Source organism: Clostridium sp. 19966, from assembly GCF_032335695.1.
Taxonomy (GTDB): domain Bacteria; phylum Bacillota; class Clostridia; order Clostridiales; family Clostridiaceae; genus JACTOJ01.
In genome coordinates this window covers 111,057-133,535 of record NZ_JACTOJ010000011.1, presented here as the reverse complement: position 1 = coordinate 133,535, position 22,479 = coordinate 111,057, and the positions used below count along the sequence as shown (strand labels likewise).

General features: G+C 33.7%; 20 protein-coding genes and 1 other annotated feature. Of the genes, 2 read left to right on the top strand and 18 right to left on the bottom strand.

Features of this window, described 5'->3' with window-relative positions:
• Positions 1-143: 143 nt before the first annotated feature.
• The 5 genes from IAI10_RS13140 to IAI10_RS13120 form a co-directional block, all read right to left on the bottom strand.
• Positions 144-1,337, bottom strand: a complete 1,194-nt coding sequence (locus IAI10_RS13140; RefSeq protein WP_315673736.1) for an MFS transporter — start codon at positions 1,335-1,337, stop codon at positions 144-146.
• Positions 1,338-1,348: 11 nt separating this feature from the next.
• Positions 1,349-1,774, bottom strand: a complete 426-nt coding sequence (locus IAI10_RS13135; RefSeq protein ID WP_315673735.1) for a MarR family transcriptional regulator — start codon at positions 1,772-1,774, stop codon at positions 1,349-1,351.
• A 156-nt stretch (positions 1,775-1,930) separates the two neighbouring features.
• Positions 1,931-2,764 (bottom strand): HAD family hydrolase, encoded by an 834-nt coding sequence (locus IAI10_RS13130; RefSeq protein WP_315673734.1) that lies wholly within the window; start codon positions 2,762-2,764, stop codon positions 1,931-1,933.
• A gap of 1 nt (position 2,765) precedes the next feature.
• Positions 2,766-3,440 carry an orotate phosphoribosyltransferase gene (pyrE, locus tag IAI10_RS13125; protein ID WP_315673733.1) on the bottom strand — a complete coding sequence of 225 codons (675 nt, stop codon included), beginning with the start codon at positions 3,438-3,440 and terminating at the stop codon, positions 2,766-2,768.
• 125 nt (positions 3,441-3,565) lie between these two features.
• Positions 3,566-4,432 carry a LysR family transcriptional regulator gene (locus IAI10_RS13120; RefSeq protein ID WP_315673732.1) on the bottom strand — a complete coding sequence of 289 codons (867 nt, stop codon included), beginning with the start codon at positions 4,430-4,432 and terminating at the stop codon, positions 3,566-3,568.
• Between the two features lie 180 nt (positions 4,433-4,612).
• Between IAI10_RS13120 and IAI10_RS13115 the strand changes: the two genes are divergently transcribed.
• Positions 4,613-5,599: a YeiH family protein gene (locus IAI10_RS13115; RefSeq protein WP_315673731.1), complete on the top strand. Its 987-nt coding sequence runs from the start codon at positions 4,613-4,615 to the stop codon at positions 5,597-5,599.
• A 65-nt stretch (positions 5,600-5,664) separates the two neighbouring features.
• On the opposite strand, the gene IAI10_RS13110 is transcribed toward IAI10_RS13115, so the two are convergent.
• Complete coding sequence (locus IAI10_RS13110; protein ID WP_315673730.1) at positions 5,665-7,296, bottom strand: ABC transporter ATP-binding protein; 1,632 nt, start codon at positions 7,294-7,296, stop codon at positions 5,665-5,667.
• Positions 7,297-7,842: 546 nt separating this feature from the next.
• Positions 7,843-9,849, bottom strand: a complete 2,007-nt coding sequence (locus IAI10_RS13105) for a methyl-accepting chemotaxis protein (protein WP_315673729.1) — start codon at positions 9,847-9,849, stop codon at positions 7,843-7,845.
• Positions 9,850-10,086: 237 nt separating this feature from the next.
• On the opposite strand from IAI10_RS13105, the gene IAI10_RS13100 reads away from it, so the two are divergent.
• Entirely contained in the window at positions 10,087-10,815 is a 729-nt protein-coding gene (locus IAI10_RS13100; protein ID WP_315673728.1) for a lysoplasmalogenase family protein, read from the top strand.
• A gap of 51 nt (positions 10,816-10,866) precedes the next feature.
• Here the strand turns inward: IAI10_RS13100 and IAI10_RS13095 are convergent, their stop codons facing one another.
• The 11 genes from IAI10_RS13095 to deoD all read right to left on the bottom strand — a co-directional run bounded on the left by IAI10_RS13095 (position 10,867) and on the right by deoD (position 22,415).
• On the bottom strand, positions 10,867-11,928 hold the full coding sequence (locus tag IAI10_RS13095) for an AI-2E family transporter (RefSeq protein ID WP_315673727.1): 1,062 nt from the start codon (positions 11,926-11,928) through the stop codon (positions 10,867-10,869).
• 198 nt (positions 11,929-12,126) lie between these two features.
• Positions 12,127-13,872: a pyruvate kinase gene (pyk, locus tag IAI10_RS13090; protein ID WP_315673726.1), complete on the bottom strand. Its 1,746-nt coding sequence runs from the start codon at positions 13,870-13,872 to the stop codon at positions 12,127-12,129.
• 101 nt (positions 13,873-13,973) lie between these two features.
• Positions 13,974-15,146: an aminotransferase class I/II-fold pyridoxal phosphate-dependent enzyme gene (locus IAI10_RS13085; RefSeq protein ID WP_315673725.1), complete on the bottom strand. Its 1,173-nt coding sequence runs from the start codon at positions 15,144-15,146 to the stop codon at positions 13,974-13,976.
• Positions 15,143-15,622, bottom strand: coding sequence for an Lrp/AsnC family transcriptional regulator (locus IAI10_RS13080; protein ID WP_315673724.1), 480 nt, complete (start codon positions 15,620-15,622; stop codon positions 15,143-15,145). The genes IAI10_RS13085 and IAI10_RS13080 overlap by 4 nt, the downstream gene beginning before the upstream one ends.
• A 90-nt stretch (positions 15,623-15,712) precedes the next feature.
• Positions 15,713-15,961: a binding site (T-box leader), on the bottom strand.
• Positions 15,962-16,028: 67 nt separating this feature from the next.
• Entirely contained in the window at positions 16,029-16,553 is a 525-nt protein-coding gene (locus IAI10_RS13075; protein ID WP_315673723.1) for a hypothetical protein, read from the bottom strand.
• Positions 16,554-16,634: 81 nt separating this feature from the next.
• The gene (locus IAI10_RS13070) at positions 16,635-17,744 is read right to left on the bottom strand and encodes an ABC transporter permease (RefSeq protein WP_315673722.1); all 1,110 of its coding nucleotides are present in this window, start codon (positions 17,742-17,744) and stop codon (positions 16,635-16,637) included.
• A gap of 2 nt (positions 17,745-17,746) precedes the next feature.
• The gene (locus IAI10_RS13065; RefSeq protein WP_315673721.1) at positions 17,747-18,421 is read right to left on the bottom strand and encodes an ABC transporter ATP-binding protein; all 675 of its coding nucleotides are present in this window, start codon (positions 18,419-18,421) and stop codon (positions 17,747-17,749) included.
• An 11-nt stretch (positions 18,422-18,432) separates the two neighbouring features.
• Positions 18,433-19,581, bottom strand: coding sequence for an ABC transporter permease (locus IAI10_RS13060; protein WP_315673720.1), 1,149 nt, complete (start codon positions 19,579-19,581; stop codon positions 18,433-18,435).
• 91 nt (positions 19,582-19,672) lie between these two features.
• The gene (locus tag IAI10_RS13055) at positions 19,673-20,323 is read right to left on the bottom strand and encodes a response regulator transcription factor (protein WP_315673719.1); all 651 of its coding nucleotides are present in this window, start codon (positions 20,321-20,323) and stop codon (positions 19,673-19,675) included.
• 8 nt (positions 20,324-20,331) lie between these two features.
• A complete protein-coding gene (locus IAI10_RS13050) occupies positions 20,332-21,507 on the bottom strand; it encodes a sensor histidine kinase (protein ID WP_315673718.1) in 1,176 nt (391 codons plus the stop codon).
• A gap of 203 nt (positions 21,508-21,710) precedes the next feature.
• Positions 21,711-22,415: a purine-nucleoside phosphorylase gene (gene deoD / locus IAI10_RS13045; protein WP_315673717.1), complete on the bottom strand. Its 705-nt coding sequence runs from the start codon at positions 22,413-22,415 to the stop codon at positions 21,711-21,713.
• Positions 22,416-22,479 lie beyond the last annotated feature (64 nt).

The following is a 22,479-nucleotide window of genomic DNA, read 5'->3' as shown; positions in this document are numbered from 1 at the left end:
TTTACTTTTATGTATCTATATTACAGGCTGTGGAGCTTAATATAAACAATTATCGTTCGTATTTTTCCTTCACATTAATACACATAACGACAAAAAACGCAGAAGCTTATTTACCTCTGCGTAATTTATACGAATGTTTTGTTTTAGCTTGCTTCCTCTATTTCATCTTGTTCATTTTCTGAAGCACCAGCAGTTTTAAGTAGATAAACTGCTATGAATATAATCATAAATATTGAAGATATTCCATACATGAAGCCGTAGCCTTTTCCTGCTGCTACCATGCTTAGCAATATTGGTCCAAAGGTAAAACCTAAATCCATGGAAGATAAAAAAGTGCTGTTTGCTTCTGCCTTTCTATGAGCTGGTGCTCTGTTTACTGCCCAGGCCTGCAAGGAAGGCTGAACTGCTCCGTAGCCAAAGCCGTAAAATAGAGATGCTGCTATTAAAGTTGGAACACTGTGCACATTGGCAAGAATCAAAAGCCCTATTATCATAGCTGCAGCTCCAGGAATTATAACTACCTTTTGCCCTACTCTATCAAATATTTTTCCTATGAAGGGTCTAGTTACAAGAATCATAGTAACATGTCCTATAAAATAGATCCAAATATTGTTCATTTTTATCTCTTTTCCATAAAGCATTATATAGCTCATTATGGCACATAAAGTCATGGCTAGGAAAAAGCATAGAAAAGAAGGAAGAAGCGCTGTCTTTTCAAATAAGTCCTGCATGGAGAAGCCTTTATCCTCATATTTTGCATTTTCTCTTTTGCCTTTATCAACCTTAACTCCTTTTAAAAGAAAAGCCGCAATAATCATAAAAACTATAGATGTGTATGCTATGAATCTAAAGCTATAGGCGTTCATCACCATTATTCCTACCACAGGTGCCAAGGACATAGCTATAATCATGGATAAAGAATAGTAGCCCATGCCCTCTCCTCTTCTTTTTTCAGGTACTATCTCTGAAACCAAGGATGCCACAGTAGTGGAAGCCATTCCCCAGCCGGCACCTTGAATTATACGCACTAATATAATCCCTATTATTGGAATAAAAATATATGAAAAGGTAGTTAATGCTAGAACAGCGGCTGCCATTAATATTACCCTTACATGTCCAAATTTTCTGCTGGCTTTTCCAACTAAGAATCTAAAACTGAGAGCTGTTATGGAGAATATACTTACTACCAGGCTGGCTTCAATCGCACTGCCTCCTGTTTGCTTTGCGTAAGTTGGAAGTGTAGGCACTAATAAATAAAAGCTCAAGTATATAAATAAATTTGCAAGCAGTATGAATATGTAGCTTTTAGACCATAAATTCTCTTTAGTATTTTCCATAATTTTCCCTCCTAAAGTTTATCAATATTTTCTTCTATTTTAGTGAGCACCTTTAAATAGATATCAATTTCTTCCTGAGGTACCCCTTCAAGCATTTTCTTAAAATTTTCTTCTACAAAAGGCTCTATCTCTTCAGCATATTTTCTTCCTTTTTCCGTTATACAAACTAAGAAAGCTCTTCTATCTTCTTTGCTTAGCTGCCTCACTATGAGCTCTTTCCTTTCCAAGATATCTAAAATTCTTGCCACAGTTGGCTGGTCCTTTCCAGTTTTTTCAGATAGCTGCTTTTGATTAATTTTTTCATTATCAGAAAGCCTGAGAAGTACATTCCACTGCTCTGCAGTTATATCATATTTTTCTAATATTAAAGTAACATGTCTCATCATTTTTCTGCTTACTTTACTGGTAAACATCCCTATTGCTTCATCATATATCATATAATCACTCCAAAAATATAATTAGTATAACAACTATTGTTATACTAATTATATTTTTAAATTTATATTATGTCAAGACAGCTTTTTCCAGAAATATGAGAGCAAATATAAAAGAAGCCCTTAGTGGGTAATCCAAAAGGGCTTCTTAACTAAAATTTATAATTTATAGTTATCACTGATATATTTAACAACTCCATCTTCATCATTGCTCACAGTTACATGCTTAGCCAAATGCAGTAGCTCCTTTTTTGCATTTGAAACTGCTACACTGTTTCCAGCGGTTTCAAACATACCTACATCATTTGAATTATCTCCAAATACGGTTATCTCTGAAACCTCACAATCCATATGAGCTGCCCAGAGCTTTATGCCGTTTTTCTTATCTGAATTGGCGTGTCCAAACTCAAGGAAATATTGATTTTCTATATAGGTGTCCTTTACGAGGCTTATGTGTATTTTATCACCGAATTTCTCTCTTACCGCCTTCATAAGAGGTTTCAGGGTTTCACGCTGAAATATATAAGTAAGCGCTAAGGCTCTATGCATCTTCTCACAATATAGTTTATCCACTAATTTATATCTTGGGTCACCCTTGCGGCTTTTAAGAAATTCTACCATTCCATAGGTAGTTAATTCCTCATGAAAAACTTTTTCTTCATCATTTTCGTCTAACACATATAGCAGGGGCATAAGCTTAAACTGCTTACCAATTTCTATTATTTCATTAGCTTCCTCAGCAGTAAGCAAAAAGCCATCTATTATTTTATTTTCTACTGGATCATATAATATAGCCCCATTGTAAAGCACCATAGGATATTTCCAAGGTACATCATGTACCACTGCTATTGCGCTGCTGTAGCTTCTGGCTGTAGCAAAACTGACCGCTACACCCTCCTCCAAAAATTTTTTTAAGGAATTTATAGTATAGTCGGATAAAGTTGCGTCTGACCTTAGCAGGGTTCCGTCTAAATCCGTTAAGAAGTATTTCATATTATTTTGCTCCATATATTTCGTAGTACTTTTCTATGCTTGCCTTCATAGCATCATCTATTATAACTTTCCCATTAATCTCACGGTTATAAAGATGCTCTACTACCTCTTCCATATTTACTATGGCGCAGGTCTTAAAGCCAAAGTTTTCTTCTAATTCCTTAAAAGCAGATTTTTCAGTTTTTCCTTTTTCCATTCTGTCCACAGATATAACTAAGCCTATTACCTCTACTTCTCCCTGATTCTTAAGGATTGGCATGGTTTCATATATGGAAGTACCTGCCGTAGTAACATCTTCTATTATTACTACCTTATCTCCTGATTTTGGTTTGCTGCCTAAAAGTATGCCTGTATCGCCATGGTCTTTTATTTCTTTTCTGTTAGAGGAATAACCTATTTCAACTCCATACATATTATCAAAGGCTATGGAGGTAGCAACACTTAGAGGGATTCCCTTATAAGCTGGTCCAAATAGTATATCAAAGTCTGTACCTATATTATCGTGTATAGCTCTTGAGTAAAATTCCCCCAATCTCTTAAGCTGGCTTCCTGTTCTGAAATTACCTGCATTTATAAAAAAAGGAGTCTTTCTGCCACTCTTTGTAACGAAATCTCCAAAAGTTAATACATTACTTTCCACCATAAATTCTATAAAGTCCTTTTTGTACTGTTCCATGATATCACACTCCATAACATTATTTTGCACTTATCTCTTCTTAAAATAAGCTGCCATTCAGCACCTACCTTAATGATAGAATTACACTTAAATTCTAGTATATACAAAGTAAATAAAAATCTCAATTATTTTAGCACACTATTTATAAATTTATCCATGCTATTAGAAATAAACTTGTTTTTATGATATACAATTTTAAAATTTCTTTTAAAATTAACACTTTTTATATTTATGCTGTGAAGGATTCCTTCTCCTATTTCTTTTTCAACAAATCTTTTAGAGATAACGGATATCCCCAAATCCCTCTCCACTGCATTTTTTATAGCTTCCGTGTTATTGCACTCCCATACCTTGTTAAAGGTTATGTTATTTGCTGTTAATACAGATTCAAAAAGCTCTCTAGTTCCGCTGCCCTTCTCTCTTAGTATGAAAGCTTCATCTTCAAGCTCTTCTAGTTTTATGCTTTTTCGTGAAGAAAAAACATGTGCTTTGCTGCAAACAAGAATAAGTTCATCCTCCATGAAAGGCTTAACTACAATATCCTTGTTGTGTATATTTCCCTCAACCAGAGCCAGATCTATCTCATCCTTTAAAATCATATTTTCTATTATTGTAGTATTGTCCACAATTACATTTACTGTGCCTCCATACTGCTGCTTAAAGCTCTTTATAATATCTGGGAGCACACAAGTACCCACCGTAACGCTTGCTCCTATCCTTAGCACAGAATTCTGATGAAGCTCCAGCATGCTTTTCTCCATTTCTTCGTGAAGATTTATCATATGGCTTGCATAGGCCATGAGTTTTTTCCCCGCTTCTGTAATATAAAGCTTTTTCCCCAGCCTTTCAAATAACTTAGTTTCATAATGCTTTTCCAGCTCCACTATAGCCTGGCTTACAGAAGGCTGAGTCATATAAAGCTTTTCTGCGGATAGAGTCATATTTTTTTCCTTACATACACAAAGAAATATTTTTAAATGTCTTAAAGTCATATTACTCTTCCTTACTATAGGCATTCACCTATGATTTTTATTAAATTATACTATTTTACATATAGTTAATCAAATGTTATTCTTATACCATGGCATTCATAAATAAGACTATATTTTTAAATAGGTGCTAAAAAATCAACACCTATTCAAAGCATACAATAAACAAAGGAGAGATAATTGATGAGTAAAATAAAATATTTAGCGCCAGGGATTGCTTTTTCATTTGTTCTCGCTATTCCAGCCTGGTTTTTAGGCAAAGCCTTTCCTATAATAGGAAGTCCAGTTATAGGCATACTTCTTGGCATAATTTTATCCTTTTGGTCAAAGCCTTCATTTTTAAATGAAGGAATAAGCTACAGCTCTAAGAAAATCCTTCAGCTTGCAATAATAATGCTTGGCTTTGAAATGAATCTTTATACAGTTTTTAAAATTGGAGGACAATCTCTTATAATCATCTTATTTACCCTAACGGCCTCCTTTTTAACCTCCTATTTAGTAGGAAAAAAACTTAAGTTACCTAGAAATACCTCTACCCTAATAGGTGTGGGAACTGCCATCTGCGGAGGCTCTGCCATTGCCGCCACCGCACCAGTAATTAAGGCTTCCGATGATGATATAGCTTTTTCCATATCAACAATATTTTTATTTAATATCATCGCCGTATTTCTTTTCCCATTTTTAGGTCATCTTCTAGGCATGGGAGATAATGGCTTCGGACTTTGGGCTGGTACTGCTATAAATGATACTTCTTCAGTTGTTGCCGCTGGTTACTCTTACAGCAATGCAGCAGGTAATTTTGCTACCATAGTTAAGCTCGCACGTACGCTTTTTATAATACCTATCACTCTTATACTAGCAGTATATACTTCTAAAAAGACTAATTCTGAAAAAAGCTATAGCTTAAAGAAGATATTTCCTTGGTTTGTGCTAGGCTTCCTGGCTGCTTCCATCATAAATACTTCTGGAATATTTCCAAGCTCCTTTACAAAAATCTTCGCTGAAGCTGGTAAGTTCTGCATTGTAATAGCTATGTGCGCTGTCGGCTTAAAAACCAATGTAAAGCAGTTTAAGGAAAATGGAATAAAGCCTATATTCCTAGGCTTATGCTCCTGGGCTGCGGTGGCTATAACTTCTCTAATAGTTCAAAATATAATAAAAATATGGTAAGAAAATTAAGGAAACTCCGCACTGGAATTTCCTTTTACCTTATATCTAAACATGTATTAAAATATCTATAATACTATCTCTCTAAAATTCATATTGTCCGAAATATGAGATACCACAATAAGTATTCCTTTGATTTGTATTTCATTTAATATATTCAGTATGAGTTCTCGGGTCTCTGCATCTAAATTAGCTAGAGGCTCATCTAGAATTATAACTTCCTTACCTGACACCATAGCTCTTAAAAATGCTATTATCTGAGCTTGTCCGCCTGAAACTCCTGCTGTATTTTGGCTTATTTCCGTATCTATGCCTTTAGGAAATCTTGCTACATATTCTTCTAGCTTAAGCTCCTTAATTATATGTTCAACATCTTTCCTCTTTTTCTTATCCTCTAGTCCATATAGGATATTATCAAGTACAGTACCTCTAAATAAAAATATATTTTGAGATACCACAGCTACTTTTTCTCTTAGGCTCTCTGTATTTATATTATTTACAGGTATGCTGTTATACAATATCTCCCCTTCAGTATAAGGATATAAGCCTATTAACAGCTTAATCAAAGTTGATTTACCCGCGCCATTTTCTCCTTTTAGCAGTACTTTTTCTCCTTTACTTATTTTAAAGCTTAGATTTTCAAATACTTTTTTCTCCTTTTCCTTATAGGCAAAAGCAACTTTATCTAGGCTTATGCAATCTATATCTGCAGTTATGCTTTCATTTTTATCTTCATTTTCGTCCTTCATATCTAAAAGTTCATATAACCTTTCAATATTTAAACAGGCAGGCTTTATCATAGTCCCCATGGAAGCTATAGCTTGGGCACAGCTGAATACTTTAGTTATATACAAGGAAAAGGATGTGTATAAGCCTACTGTAAACTGACCCTTTAGTATTAGTATAGCTGAAATGAGAAGTATCAAAAGTCCTCCAAAATCATTGATTAAGCCTATATTTTGACTGAAGAATATCATAGACTTCCCCTGTTTTAAGGTGTTAGCTACCATGGTTTTTAATTTATTGTCAAACTTTACAAGGTGCTGATTTTTAGCATTCAATATCTTTATGTCCTCAATCCCATTTATTATTTCAAAGCATTCCCCATTTAATACCGCACTTGATTCCACCAATTCTTTTGTGCTTTTCATAAAGCTGCTGGTAGAAGATTTAGAAGAAAAATAGAATAATGGAGCTAGTATGACTGCTGCAAAAGCCAGCTTATAATTTATTATAAACATGGTTATTATTGCCAGAGAAGCATCTATGACGCTTAGAAAGGTGCTTATCACTCCAGGGGAAAATATGCTTCCCACAGAGCTGCATTCGGATATTCTTCCCTGCACATACCCTTTTTGAGTACTTGAAAGATAGCTCATAGGTAAATCCATAACCTTTTTCATCACAGAATATCTCATTTCATTTACCACGAAACTGCTTATTTTCACAAAAGCATATCTAGCCGCAATGGATATGCCATAGCTCAATATATATAAGACAGCTATCGCTCCTAAATATTCGTATAACTCACTATACTTACCCTTTCCTATAAGCACCTTATCTGTTATATGTCCTATAATATATGGCACAGGGGTTTCTATCAAAGATGCAAGTACCATACCTAAAATTCCTAATATAAAGATCGTCTTATATTTTCTTACAAATGGTTTTAATTTTAATAAACTGCTAAGCTTACCCAAATTTTTCTTCCTCCCATACATTTACTTAATTTTCTATTGAAACAATTCTTCAATGCTGAAGCCTAATCCATTGTTTATTTTCTATTTACTTACTTGTACAAATTTTACCATAATTCTACACCCAAAGTATATATCAATGATTTCTTAGCAACAAATTATCATTTTCACTCTATATTTTCACTATGACATTATTATATTAATAATATTGTTACGATTACATCTATAATTTTAAAAAATTCATGAATATAAGCTATTAAATATATTTATTTCGCACGCTTATTAGTATAATATAAGGTGTTAAGATATTATGAAAAGCAAAAAACTTATATCTGTAACCCCTCATAATTTTTTATAAATATTACTATTGTTAATTTGCTAATTGCGTAGATTTTTATTCTATGCAAGCTGAATCAAGAATATATATTATGTGTGATAAGTTTACCTCCTTTATAAATCTCTTGTTTTCAGCCAGTGAATATAATTTAATGAGCATTAAACATAAAAATAGCTGCCATTTGGCAGCTATTTTTATATCTTTATTCATAATTAGATTTTGAATCTTTCCACTGATTTTTCAAGATTCCCCACTAATATTTTAAGCTTATCAGAAGTATTTTCAAATTCATTCATAGATGCTGTTATCTCTTCCAAGGAAGCTGTTAGCTCCTCTGTGCTAGCTGAAGATTCCTCTGATACTGCAGATATATTATGAAGCTTATCTACTATGGATTGCTTTTGATTATTTGCTTCACCCATAACAAAAACAATTTCATCAACCCCTACTTTAGCTAGGGTTATAGTTTCAGATATTTGACTGAATATATCTTTTGTAGTATTAACTGATTCATTTTGAGCGCTTATAGCTTCACTGGCTTTTTCCATGCTGCTTACTGCTAAGCGTGATTTTTCTATTACTCCTGAAATAAGCTCTTGTATCTGCTTCGTTGCATCGGAAGACTGTTCCGCCAGTTTTCTTATTTCATCTGCAACCACAGAGAATCCCTTTCCTGCTTCCCCTGCTCTTGCTGCTTCTATAGCTGCATTAAGCGCTAATAAATTGGTTTGTTCAGCTATGCTGTTTATCGTATTAGTTATATATCCAATCTTCTCAGAGGCTTCATTCATATCTCCCATTACAAACATGACATCCTTTGAGTTAACATTAACCTCTTCAGTTTTTTCCATCAATACTCCCATAGCATTTGTTCCATTTTCACTCAATTCATTGGCTTCATTAGTTACTCTTTCTATCTCTCCCGTAAGCTGCACTACTACATCCATATTTCCAGCTAGGTTTTCCATATCTGATACGCTGGAAGAAATATCTTCCGCCTGAGAAACACTGCCATTAGCAACTTGATCAGTAGTCAGAGCCACTTCATTTACGGCATTAGTAGTTTCTTTGGATATGCTGGTTATACTATCTGCAGCAACTGTTACAACTTCTGCTGATTGCTTAACCTCAGAAACCAGAGTTTCTATGCTCTTCAGCATATCATTGAAGTTGTTAGCCAGTTCAGCAAATTCATCCTTGCTCTTAAAAGCTATTCTTGATGATAAATCTCCTTCTGAAACTTTATTCATGACAGCTTTTAATGCAAGTATTTTTGTTGTTATAGAATTGCTGAACAATATTGAAACCACAATAGTAACTACAACCAATATTCCCCCTATTCCTAAACTTATATAAATCAGTCCATCAGTGTCTGAAGTGATCTCACTTTTAGGCATAGAAGCTATAACCTTCCACCCACTATATTTATTTGTGCTATAGCTTAAATATTTTAGCGAGCCATTATAGGTATACTCTGTCATTCCGCTGGTTCCTGCTTTAATTTGATTCCATACACTTATTTTAGTAACATTATTTTTCCCAAGCTCTGAATTTGTAGGATGAGCTATCATTAAACCATCATCAGTAGTAATAAATATATAGCCTTGGCTTCCTATCTTTACTGAAGACAAGGTTTTAGCTATATCAGTTAAATCTAAATCAATAGACAAAACCCCTATAACTTGTCCATCACTTTTTACTGCCTTTGCTATAGAAATTATATATTTATTGGTAGTTACATCTTTGTATGGGTCAGTGTATATTATCTTTCCATCATTATTTACTGCATCTTGGTACCAAGGTCTGCTGGTAGGATCATATCCATCTGGCATCTGCTGAACTGGATATATTATCATCTTTTTATCATATCTGCCAAAGTACACATTCATATAGTCTTTTCTTCCCTCAGCTAAGTTCTTTAGCAGTTCATTAATGGTTTTTTCATTATCTGCTGATAAATCCTTTACAGCAAAGCTGGAATTATCAGTCAGCATATTTATTGATCCTTCCGCCCCCTGAAAATAATTATCAATTTCTCTATTTACCTCATTTGTAGTCTGCTGAGTAGACACACTGAACCTGTTTTCCAATATCATCTGAGATTTTTTGTTAGCTGTAAATCCAATTACTATAACCGGAATAATACTCAAAGCAAACATAACTATTAAAAGTTTCGCTTTTACTCCCCCAACTAATTTCACGCTTCTTTTGCCCTGCATTTTAATTCCCCCTAAAAGTCGTATTATTTAAATTATCGCACTTTTTTGTGCAAACTTAACATTTTTTTGTGCAATCTTAACAATTTTAACTAAAAAATTTATATTATTTCACCGAATTATTGTTAAATAATACAATAGCATCTATAATATATATGCTTGCATATGGATTTGTTCAATAATAAAATCATATAAAAGGCGAAATTTTAAAATATCTACACTAATTAGAGGTATCCACTTATGATTTTTTTTAAATTTAATAGCTGGTTTGAAAAAATGCTTGTGTTTATTATATTGATGCTATATCTATGCTTTCTGTATATAGATTTTTTTAACATAAGAAGCTTTATATCTGTGGATTACATAAAATTCACATGTACACTTTTATGCTTTTGCTTGTCTTTTTCATATTCAGCTGATAATAAAAAAGGCTTTTTGCTACTTCACATAGCGCTTTTATTTACATTAATATCTGATTTTATAATTCTTATATTGGATAATAACAGCTTAGGTGTCACTACCTTTTGCATCACTCATATACTTTACTCCGTACGTCATGACTACAATAATTACAAAAAGACTCTAATTTACTTTTTATCAGTCTTTTTAACCATAGCTTTGCTTTTTCTAATTGGAATAGGCTTAAGAAAAAATGTTGACTATCTGACTTTCATAAGTTTGTTTTACTTCCTTTGCCTGCTGACCAATGTATTTAAATCTCTAAAAGCCTATAGAGAAGATTTATTTTCAAATCCTAAAAAAATCTTTATTGCAGCAGGAGTTATATTATTTTTCCTCTGCGATATTAATGTTGGATTATATAATATTACAGGCTTTTCTCAATTAAATACCTATACTTTGAGAGCTCTTCATAGAATAGGCTATATTCTCATGTGGTTTTTCTATCTTCCTTCTCAATTACTGCTGGCTTCAAGCGAAAAAGAGACCCTCACTCAACCAGCTAAATAAGGGTTGAACGTGGGTCTCTTGTTACATACCTTCAATATTTAAATCCATATGCTATTTGTCTAATAATTTTTTACTAGCTTTAGGTTTTATTTTCTGTCTCACATCAAAAATATCTAATATAAACAGAAATATAGGAATTCCAAACAGCAGTCCCCATACTCCCATTAAATTTTCAGATATTAAAAGTATTAAGAAAGTCATGAATACTGGAAGCTTTGTATTCATGGACATTATCTTTGGATTTAGCACATAGGCTTCTATGCAATGTATAACCGCTATCATTATCCAAACATCCAAAACCTTAATAAATCCACCAACTTTAATTGCGATTATAGTAAGCGGCACCAAGGATACCCAAACTCCTGCTACTGGAATAAGTCCCAGTAAAAATATCATGAAGCCTAATCCAATAACATCCGGAAAGCCTAGAAGACTTAAGGTTATCATGGATATTACTGAGTTTACAAAGGCTATTATAAGCTGAGCCTGCATTACCATAGCAAAAGATCTTACGAAGCTTTGAACAAAATATTTAATATTTCTGTATACTCCTCCAAGCTTGCTTTCTTCAATACTTTTCCCAAAATTAGCTACCTCTTCCTTTTCTATTATGAAGAAGAAGCTTAATATTAATGCCATAAATATTTCAAAACCAAATTTTCCAATATTGGTTAATGTTTTTACTGCGGCATTTCCTCCTGTGGTTATATAGGACTTAGGATCTATATTTTTGATATCTATACCCTTAATCCAATCCAATATTTTTGCATCTATCTTCCATTTAACATGTTCAAACTTAAAATCACCTATTTGCGTTATTATAGTAGATAACTGTCTTACCGCTATTGGTATATACCTAAAGAAAAACAGTATTATAAGAGCAAGTATAAGCACAAAAACTAGTATTGTAATTATTTTTCTTTCTACAGGAATCAGCTTTTTTACATTCACATATATGAAATTCTGAAGCGTATATAAAAAAAATGAAAAAACAAAGGTTAATAATAAGAGATTGATCATTCCTTTTATGCAATATACTACTGCTGCCACTAAAAGTACAGCAAAAATCTTGTCTAACACATCCCTGTTAAAGAATCCTTTTATACCATCCAAAAAATTCTCCTCCCTACTTCTCTAATCATTCTGTAAAAGTTGAAAATAATTAGAATTATCTATATTTATTATCTTATGCTATTATACAATAACTTTCATTTACAGTAAATAACACTCAACATATCCATAAATTTTAGACAAAAAAACACTGCTGTATACAAGAAATTTGCTTCTCCATGCAGCAGTGTTTAAATTTTTTTATATATTGTCAGTAAGCACTATTCCGTTATTAGAATCTACAGTAACTACTGTACCTGATTTAAGTATGTTTAATGCATTATATGCTCCTACTATAACTGGTATATCCAAAGCTAAACCTACAGTAGCTGCATGGCTATCTATTTCTGGATCTTCAGCTATTATTGCTGAGGCATTTCTAAGATATGGCATTATATCATTGCTAGTGGATTCTATAACAAGTATATCTCCGTTTTTAAAGTTCTTCTCTATATCATCCATGTTCTTAACAACACACATCTGACCTGTTACTTTTCCTTTAACTACTCCAGTTCCTTTAACAAGGATATTTCCAACTGTATGTACCTTCAATAGGTTTGTAGTACCGCTCATTCCTGCTGGAACTCCTGCAGTTATAACTACAACATCTCCATTTTTAACAAGCTTCATTTCAAGAGCCTTTTCCACACCTAATTCGAACATTTTCTCAGTGCTTTCCACTTCTTTAACTAGGCAAGGTATAACTCCCCAGGAAAGTGAAAGCTGTCTTTCAACTCTTGGGCTTTGAGTTGGAGCAACTATAGGGCAAGAAGGTCTGAATCTTGATATCATTCTTGCAGTTTCTCCAGAATGAGTAACTGAAACAATCGCTGCTGCCTTAAGCTGCATTGCAGTAGTGCAAGTAGCATAGCTTATAGCATTAGTTATGCTTCCCATAGTATCAAATTGAAGCATTTTAAGATTTTTGCTAAAATCTATTACCTGCTCAGCTTTTTCAGCTATTCTAGCCATGGTAGTAACACTTTCTATAGGATATTTTCCTGCTGCACTTTCTCCAGAAAGCATTATTGCGCTGGTTCCATCAAAAACTGCATTAGCTACGTCACTGGATTCAGCTCTTGTAGGTCTTGGATTCTTTATCATAGAATCAAGCATCTGAGTAGCTGTTATAACTGGCTTCCCAGCTCTATAGCATTTTTCGATTATCATCTTCTGAACTATAGGAACTTCTTCTGTAGGAATTTCAACTCCTAGATCTCCTCTAGCTACCATTATTCCATCAGAAACCTTTAAAATTTCATCGAAATTATTTACGCCTTCTCTATTTTCTATCTTAGCTATAACTCTTATTTCTTCTCCGCCAAGCTTTCTTAATAATCTCTTTACTTCATTAACATTTGCAGCTTTTCTAACAAAGGAGCAAGCTATGAAATCAAAATCATGAGTTACTGCAAATTTTATATCTTCCATATCCTGTTCTGTTATTGAAGGAAGGTGAGTATCTGTTTCAGGAATGTTAACACCCTTATTATTGCTGATGGCTCCACCATTTAAAACCTTACAATGTATATCCTTTCCTTCAACCTTAGTAACTTCCATAGCTACTAATCCGTCATTTATAAGTATTCTTGTTCCAAGATCTACATCCTTATATAATTCCTTGTGTGATACTGTAGATTTATATTCATCTCCCAAAATATCTTCGTTGATAAGAGAAAATTCGTCTCCCTCTTTTAATATGACTTCTCCCTTTTCAAACTTACCTAATCTTATTTCTGGTCCCTTTGTATCAAGGAGCAATGCCACAGGCTTCTTCACCTTATCTTTTACCTTTTTTAATCTGTTTACTCTTACTTCATGATCAGCGTGAGTACCATGTGAAAAATTAAATCTTGCTACATCCATTCCACCTAATATAAGCTTCTCTAGCAAATTCTCATCATCAACTGCAGGTCCAAGTGTGCAAACTATCTTAGTCATTCTCATACTTAAAACAACTCCTCTCTTAAAGAAAATTATACTATATTATATTGAATATGTTTATAGTGAAAAATGACAATTTTCTTAGTATTTTTAGTATTTTTTTATTAATTATTCTTAGCCAGTTTATTTAAGAATCTCTCCATCCTATTTAGAGCTTCCTTGATGTTTTCCAGGGAAGATGCGTAACAGGTTCTTATAAATCCAGCTCCGCAGCTTCCGAAGGCATCACCTGGAACCGCCAGCACTTTCTCTTCTTTTAATAATCTTTCGCAGAATTCATCAGAGCTTAGTCCAGTAGATTTTATGCTTGGGAAAAGATAAAAAGCACCTTTGGCCTCAAAGCATTTAAGTCCCATTTTCTTATATCCCTGAAGCATAACTTTTCTTCTTCTATTATATTCTCTCATCATTTCATCCACACTTTGCCTGCTGCTTCTCAACGCTTCTATAGCAGCATATTGCGAAGTAGTTGGAGAACACATTATTGCATATTGATGTATTTTTTTCATAGCATCTATAAGTATTTTATTTCCGCAGATATATCCAAGACGCCAGCCAGTCATGGCAAAAGCCTTAGAAAATCCATTTATCACTAGGGTTTTGTCTCTAATCTCCGGAAAGCTTGCTATGGATACATGCTCTGTTTCATAAGTGAGTTCAGAATATATTTCATCGGATAATACTATAATATCCTTATCCTTTAATATATCTACAATCGGCTTAAGGTCTTCCCTGCTCATCACAGCTCCTGTAGGATTATTAGGAAAAGGTATTATTACCACCTTAGTTCTATCAGTTATAGCTGCTTCAAGAAGCTCTGGGGTAAGCTTAAAATCATCTTCTTCTCTTAGATTTATCACCTTAGAAGTAGCCCCGGTAAAGGCCGTACAGCCTTTGTAGGCTACGAAGCTTGGTTCTGGAACTATCACTTCGTCCCCAGGTCCTGCCAGTGCTCTTAGTGCTATATCTATTCCTTCACTTCCCCCAACCGTAACTATGATTTCATCCTTAGGATCATAAAACAGCTTATATCTGGTAAGATATCTTGCTATCTCATCTCTAAGCTCAACAAAGCCTGCATTTGAAGAATAATGGGTATGACCCTTTTCAAGAGAATATACCCCGGCCTCTCTTATATTCCATGGAGTAACAAAATCGGGTTCCCCAACACCTAAGGATATAACATTGTCCATCTCATTAATCATGTCGAAATATTTTCTTATGCCTGAAGGAGGCATATTTTTTACCCTATCAAGAATCATGTCCTCCAGCTTCATATAAATAACCCCTCTCTGTCATCCATAGGCTTTTCTTTAAATATGGTTCCATGATCCTTATATTTCTTCAATACAAAATGAGTTGCAGTACTCAAAACATATTCCTGTACTGCTAGCTTTTCAGCTACAAAAAGTGCTACCTCCTTCATAGTTTTTCCTTGTATTATTACGGTTAGATCAAAGCCCCCGGACATTAAATAACATGCTCTTACTTCCGGAAACTTATATATTCTTTCTGCTACCTTATCAAACCCTTGACCTCTTTGAGGCGTTACTTTAACCTCTATAAGTGCCGTTACAGTTTCTTTTGCAACATTGTCCCAGTCAATAAGCGTAGTGTAGCCTACTATTACATTATCTTCCTCATATTTTTTTATTATCCTCTTAACTTCTTCTACATCCTTGCTTACCATAACTGCTATTTCTTCTGCAGAATATTTGCTGTTTTTCTCCAAAATCTCTAAAATTTCCTCCATTTAATAGCCCTCCTAAATTTTTTTATTATTTACTTCTGTCTTAAAATATATCCTTTTTATTAAAAAAATAAAAACCCCTTCATCCCTTGGTAAAGGGACGAAGGAGTTAAATCGCGGTACCACCCTAGTTAGCACAGAAGTGCTCTCTCATAAGAAAATCCAATAATTTTCTTCCTTTTTAACGTAAGGTTACGTCTATGCCTAATGTGAAGCTAAAGCTTCCTTTCTCAGCAAGCGATTCAGAGACTGCTTCTATTAAGCTTCGCTGCCAATTTTCCACCTATCATCGGCTCTCTTTAAGCTTCCACTTAATGTACTCTTTCTCATCAAAATCTTTATAGATTTATCTTTTAAATCATTATACTTCATACCTGATAATTATGCAATAATTACATAGGGTCTTTTTTTATTTGGAATAAGGCTTAGAATTCACCACGATATACTCTTTTGGTTTAGAATTTTTATTATTCTCACCATCAATTTTATCTTTTAATTCCATAAAACAGTTTTTAATCTCTGCTCGATCTTCTTTCTTAAACAAGGTTAAAGGCACTATAATCTTGTCTATATCTTTTAAAGTCACTCTAACATACTCATCCCATTTAGGCACAAATATCTCTTTCACCTCTGACAAATTATAGGTAGTATCCTTCAATAACTCTCCCTGCCTGAAAACAAAACCATCTTCCCATATAATAAGGTCTGGAGTTTTTCTAGTAAGTATTTTGTAAGTACTATATGAATAAGCTATCAGAAATATTATCATAAAGAGAGTCATCAGTATAGTAAAAACCTCCGCCCCTTGAGATTTAAAATTCCAGGTTACTATAGCCGGAATGCCTTTTATTAAATAGATAAATATTAATAAAAATATCCCTACATTACTGACAATTTTTTTAGGCGCATAAAACTCTTTTTTTACATTTTCCATGAAATTCACCCCAGATATAATAAACTTTTTATACTGCTATTATATCAAGAGCTTTCAGAAAATTCCATGCTTTGTTATGTTTTAATTTCCTACGGTGATGCTTCTTATTTCCTTTATTGGAGCTACGCTGCTTATAAAGGATACTAATAAAGGCACCATAAAGGCTGTAAGCATATCTTGAAAATTGAACATCTCCACATATCGTCCACTTGGTATCCATACAGAAATATTTATCATCTCTACTACGCCGGCAGTAAAAATGATTCCTGATATGAAAGCTGCTAAAGAGTTTAAGAAATTTTCTCTTACAGTTTTCCTGTAAAGGAAGCCTCTTTTATACCCTACTGCATAAAGAATTTCAAATTCATTTTTTCTATTTATAAACCCTATATAATTTAGATTCCCAAGAGATATAGAAAGCACCAGAATTATGACTATATTTAATATAAATTCAAGAGAATTTACGCTTAAAATCAATTGATCTATATCCTTTTTTATAGTTTTATAATCTATAACATTTATTTTATTTCCAGCTTTATTTTTTAAAAACTTGCTTAAGCTGTCATTATTTTTATCTTTTATACCATATAATACGTTATTCTTAAAGGCTTCTTCTCTGCTTACATTTCCAGAATCAGACACTATGCCCACCATTGTATATCCATCAATAAAGCCTGATACCTTGTATTTTTTATTCAGGTAAGCTCCTATATTAGGGTTATTTTCAATTATGTCACCTATTTTTATTTTATTCTGCTTTGCATACTTCAGTGGAACAAGAATTTCACCTTTTTCAGGCATCTTCCCATCAGTAATTTTTAATTCTAAGGAAGCTAAAAGCGACTGTACATCCTCTGAAAATACATTATATATATCTAAAGACATTCCCCCCATTATAGTTTTATATTGAAAGCTTCCAATATCAGCTATTATAGGTATGACAGACTTAGTATTGCTGTCACCTTTTATAGCTTTAAGCATATCCTCAGATATAGCATTTTTATCGTTTGACATTATAGCAGTCCCTTTTTCCGTCATATTTACGCTGCATAATCTTATATCATTTTCGCAACTTGATAATAAAAGCGAAAACAAATATACTAAAAAAACACTAAAAGCAATGCAGATAAAACTTGGGAGCACCTTTCGCTTGTTGTTACCAACATAATTTAATGTGGCTAGCGGTTTCATTGTTATCCCTCCCTGCTTTCAGCAGATACTAAGGCTCCATCAGCCATATTTATTATGCTGTCTGCATTTACAAGAATAGAGGGATCATGAGTTACCACTATTATCATTCTGTCTTCTTTAAAGCTCTCAAGAAAGCCCATAACTTCTTTAGCACTTTTATGGTCTAGAGCAGCTGTAGGCTCATCTGCAAAGATAACCTTAGGATCACTGATTAAAGCTCTTGCAATAGCTACCTTCTGCCTTTGCCCTCCAGAAAGCTGATTAGGCCTTTTCTTTGCTAAATGACCAAGCTTGAATTTTTCTAAAAGCTCCATGGCTTTTACTTTTGCCTCTTTACTATCATCATTTATAGGTGTCAGGATATTATCCAATATAGTCATATAATCAATTAAAAAATGCCTCTGAAATATAAAACCGAAATCCTGCTTTCTCATATCACATTTTTTTGAGGAATTTAAAGAGCTGTATTCTGAATTATTGTAAAATACTTTTCCTGAAGTAGGCTTTTTAAAACCCGCCATAGCATAAAGCAAGGAGCTTTTTCCGCTTCCGGAAGGTCCCATAATTCCTATGAGCTTATTTCCTTCCAAGGTCAAATTTATATCTTTAAGTGCATAAGTTTGGACTTCTTTACCTATATCGTAAATAAGATTAACTTTTTCTAACTTAAAACTCATAACAATACCTCCTAGTTACTTTCAATCATCTTTATTGGATCAAGCTTGTTAATCATCATATTTATAGGAACTACAGTAAAAAGAGTGGTGAATAAAGGAATATATAAGGACATGATTATTGATTTTCTGTTGATAACAATACCTATGGCCCCTTTACTATCAAACATATTTTGAGCCATGAGACAGCTTATGCCTATGGCAGCTGCCAAGCCTATCAAATAAGCTATCCCATTTAGTGCTGCTACCTCTTTTATTGCTCTAACTAAAATTTCTTTCTTGCTATAGCCCATAGCATTTAAAATCCCAAGCTCTTCTCTTCTATTGAAAAAATGCACATATTTTGTGCTGCCTACTGTAATTACCATCAGTATTATTGATAATAAACATATGATATCCAGCACGCTCATTATATTCATACTGCTGTCAAACTCTTTCTGAGCAAAATTTAAGGTCATCAGCTTTACCTTTCCCTGATCCAGATTTTCTACTGTGCTATTCACATTTTCAAGCTTTCCTTCCTTAGGAAATATTAAAATTCCTCTATGCAGATTCTGCTGCTCATCAGCATAATTGGGCATCGTAGAATCATTTGCACTCACTATAGAAAGCATTGTATTACCCTTTAATATCCCTACAATTTTATATTCTCCATTTAAATTGTCAAATTGATTTATGCTGCTCCCTACCTTATCTCCAAGCTTTACTTTTTTATTTAGCGCAACTTTATCATATATTGCTATCTCATTTTTACCTTCTTCAGGCAGTCTTCCTTCTTTGATAGAAGCTCCATACTCATTCATCACGTAGCTCATATCGCTGCTTCTTAAAGCTAACGCATCTACCTGAGTAATAGTACCGGGTACGCTGTATCTTAAACCATAATTCATAAATGGTACTAGCTTATCTACATCCTTATTGTCTTCTAAAGTTTTCAATATATCGTCCTCTATAGGTTCACTTTTACTATACTCTGTCACTTCGGAATGATTTTTATAATTTTCCACTGTAATAAAGTGAACAGAAGAATTTAAAGAGGCTAAAAGAGAATAAAATACATAGATAAATACCACTGCCACAAATACTGAAATTATCGAGGTGACAAATCTTTTTTTATTGTTGATATTATAATTTATCACGGATAAAGGTTTCAAAGCACTCACTTCCTTTCCAAAACTTTCATCTCTGTAATTATACGAAATTTTTACAGTAATAAAAAAGTTACCCCGGTCACATTTTCTATGACCGGAGTAATTATTTGGTTATAAGTTTCTTTATTGTTATGGCCGCAGTGGTTCTATCAGAAGTGCCCAGCTTAGAGTATATATTGCTTATATAATTTTTCACCGTACCTTCAGATATGAATAGAGAGGCTGCAATCTGTTTATTGTTAAAGCCTTCCGCCATCATCTTGGCTATATCCATTTCTCTTTCAGTAAAGTCTTCTATACTTTTACTTTCTTCCACTATGTAATCAGTGCTCTCATAAATCTTATTTACTAGCTTTCTTGCTACATCATTAGGCAGCATAAATTGTCCTTTGTAAGCATCGTTTATGGCTTTTATTAGAGCGTCTCCTTCTATATCCTTAAGTATATAGCCTGCTGCGCCATAATTTATAGCTTGAATTATATACTCTACATCATTGAAGGTAGTAAGAATAAGCACCTTCACCGAAGGGTAGAGCCTCTTAAGCTCCTTAGTGCACTGCACTCCATCCATTTCAGGCATTCTTATGTCCATAAGCACAATGTCAGGAGCCTGTTGCCTGCAGAGCTCTAGAACCTCCGCTCCATTACTAGCAAGCCCTAGGATATTAAAATTATCTTCCAGCTCCAATATAGTTTTCAGACCATCTCTCATAAGGGTCTGATCATCAGCTATTATAATATCTATTTTCTTCATAATTCACCTCATAACTCTATACATAATTCTAACCCTTCCTCTGGGCAGGTGTTGATAGAAAGCCTTCCTCCAAGCTCCTCTACCCTCTCCCTCATGGCTTTAAGTCCAAAGCCTGGAGTAAGCACTGCCGTCCCTCTGCCATTATCTGAAAGAGAAAAAAATATGTGTCCATTCTTATTCAAAAGCCTAAACAAAAAGGCAGTGCTCTTACCATGTCTTATGCCATTAGTAAGGCCCTCTAATAAAGCCGATAGTATTACCTTTCCCTGCTCTTCTGTTAAGTTTATTTCTTCTATTTGAGTTTTTATAGCTACCTCTGAATGCTTTTTAGTATCCTCTATTATTGCATTAAGAGATTGGGAAAAGCTCATAATTTCTTGTCCATTCTCAAGTATCCTCACAGAGCTTCTTATATCGTTTAATCCCTTTCTCACTTGTTCCTGAGCTAAATTTAATTTATCTAGTGCTTTTCCTGTATCTTTATTTATAAGCCTCTTAGAAGCCTCTATTTCCACCAACACTGTAGTAAGCGTATGACCAACTGTGTCATGAATTTCCCTGGCAATTCTATTTCTTTCCTTCATTGCCGTTAGGTTTTCTACTCTCTTATAAGCTTCCTTTAATTCATCATACACTATATCTTTTTCTAGTTTTTTTACTGTTATATCCTTTAGATTTTCTTCTATGATTTCTGTCTGCATTATGAGATATTTAATAAGGAAAAATATTATATACATCACCAAATATATGGGAAGGCTTAGCAATATGGTTGGAAGAGCTCTATTCATAGCATAATCCATATATAATACTATGGAAAAAGAAGAGAATAAATATACTATTAATGAGGTTACTATTCCAGTTCTCTGGCTTCTGTTCATCACTGCATCATCAAGAACAATAATATAGCAGGCAAGGGTTACCCTGGTTGGATCGAACCTATTTATTAAAAATATGAAGGCTACCTCTAGCAAATAACCTAAAAATAAAACTATACGACTTTTAATCCCTCTCTGCATATAGCTGCTTATGAAAAAGGTTCTAATGGAATAGGAAAATAACAGCATGAAATATAAGAACACTAAAAGCATATCCTTTTCATTATTGTTTAAGCAGCTTATGAGAAGAGTTAATATAATTGTGCAGTAATTTATTATTATAACCGTGGTTTTAACTTTATTTATCATAATACGAAGCTCCATCAAAACATTTAATATGTTTATCTATGTAAAGCAGGAATTCTATAATTGAAGCAACCTGCCTTTTGGATAAGTTAATTGTGCAGACAATTTCTATATAGTTTTATATTACCCTATCTTAAATTATAAAATCAACACTTACTAGTTTTTTATAAAAGAAAAAAGCGGCCGAGGCCGCTTTAAATTTGGAGCTATACATTAGTTGCTACTTCAAGAGCAGTTTCTATCATTTTTGTGAAAGTAGTCTGTCTCTCTTCAGCTGTTGTTAACTCTCCTGTTACTAGATGATCGCTTACTGTCATTATTCCAAGAGCATCAACTCCGAATTTAGCTGCTATAGTGTAAAGTGCAGCTGCTTCCATTTCAACTCCTAGAGCTCCGTATTTAGCCCAAAGCTTCCAGCTCTGTGCATCATCATAGAATACATCTGAGCTTACTATCTGACCAACCTTTGGATCAAAGCCCTTTTCTACCGCTACTTCATAAGCCTTCTTCAAAAGCTTAAAGCTTGCTGTAGGTGCAAAGCTTCTTCCTTCAAAGGTTAGGCTATTCATGTTTGAATCTGTGGAAGCTGCCATTCCTATTATCATATCTCTAACCTTTACGCTGGTTTGAAGCCCTCCGCAGGTACCTACTCTTATTAAATTTTTAACTCCATAAGCTTGGATAAGCTCTGTAACATATATGGATATGGATGGCATTCCCATACCAGTTCCTTGAACTGATACTCTCTTTCCTTTGTAGGTTCCAGTAAAACCATACATTCCTCTTACTTCGTTATAGCATTCTGCATTTTCTAAAAATGTCTCTGCTATAAACTTTGCTCTAAGCGGATCTCCTGGAAGTAGAATACTTTCTGCTATCTGTCCTTCTTTTGCTCCTATATGAACGCTCATTGTAAAATCCTCCTATTTATAAAAACAATACTACTTTAGACTTTGTTTTAAATCTGCTATGCTT

Coding starts and splice junctions, on each gene's coding strand:
- IAI10_RS13140 (WP_315673736.1), bottom strand. CDS start 1,337: ATGGAAAATACTAAAGAGAATTTATGGTCTAAAAGCTACATATTCATA.
- IAI10_RS13135 (WP_315673735.1), bottom strand. CDS start 1,774: ATGATATATGATGAAGCAATAGGGATGTTTACCAGTAAAGTAAGCAGA.
- IAI10_RS13130 (WP_315673734.1), bottom strand. CDS start 2,764: ATGAAATACTTCTTAACGGATTTAGACGGAACCCTGCTAAGGTCAGAC.
- pyrE (WP_315673733.1), bottom strand. CDS start 3,440: ATGGAACAGTACAAAAAGGACTTTATAGAATTTATGGTGGAAAGTAAT.
- IAI10_RS13120 (WP_315673732.1), bottom strand. CDS start 4,432: ATGACTTTAAGACATTTAAAAATATTTCTTTGTGTATGTAAGGAAAAA.
- IAI10_RS13115 (WP_315673731.1), top strand. CDS start 4,613: ATGAGTAAAATAAAATATTTAGCGCCAGGGATTGCTTTTTCATTTGTT.
- IAI10_RS13105 (WP_315673729.1), bottom strand. CDS start 9,849: ATGCAGGGCAAAAGAAGCGTGAAATTAGTTGGGGGAGTAAAAGCGAAA.
- IAI10_RS13100 (WP_315673728.1), top strand. CDS start 10,087: ATGATTTTTTTTAAATTTAATAGCTGGTTTGAAAAAATGCTTGTGTTT.
- pyk (WP_315673726.1), bottom strand. CDS start 13,872: ATGAGAATGACTAAGATAGTTTGCACACTTGGACCTGCAGTTGATGAT.
- IAI10_RS13085 (WP_315673725.1), bottom strand. CDS start 15,146: ATGAAGCTGGAGGACATGATTCTTGATAGGGTAAAAAATATGCCTCCT.
- IAI10_RS13080 (WP_315673724.1), bottom strand. CDS start 15,622: ATGGAGGAAATTTTAGAGATTTTGGAGAAAAACAGCAAATATTCTGCA.
- IAI10_RS13075 (WP_315673723.1), bottom strand. CDS start 16,553: ATGGAAAATGTAAAAAAAGAGTTTTATGCGCCTAAAAAAATTGTCAGT.
- IAI10_RS13070 (WP_315673722.1), bottom strand. CDS start 17,744: ATGAAACCGCTAGCCACATTAAATTATGTTGGTAACAACAAGCGAAAG.
- IAI10_RS13065 (WP_315673721.1), bottom strand. CDS start 18,421: ATGAGTTTTAAGTTAGAAAAAGTTAATCTTATTTACGATATAGGTAAA.
- IAI10_RS13055 (WP_315673719.1), bottom strand. CDS start 20,323: ATGAAGAAAATAGATATTATAATAGCTGATGATCAGACCCTTATGAGA.
- IAI10_RS13050 (WP_315673718.1), bottom strand. CDS start 21,507: ATGATAAATAAAGTTAAAACCACGGTTATAATAATAAATTACTGCACA.
- deoD (WP_315673717.1), bottom strand. CDS start 22,415: ATGAGCGTTCATATAGGAGCAAAAGAAGGACAGATAGCAGAAAGTATT.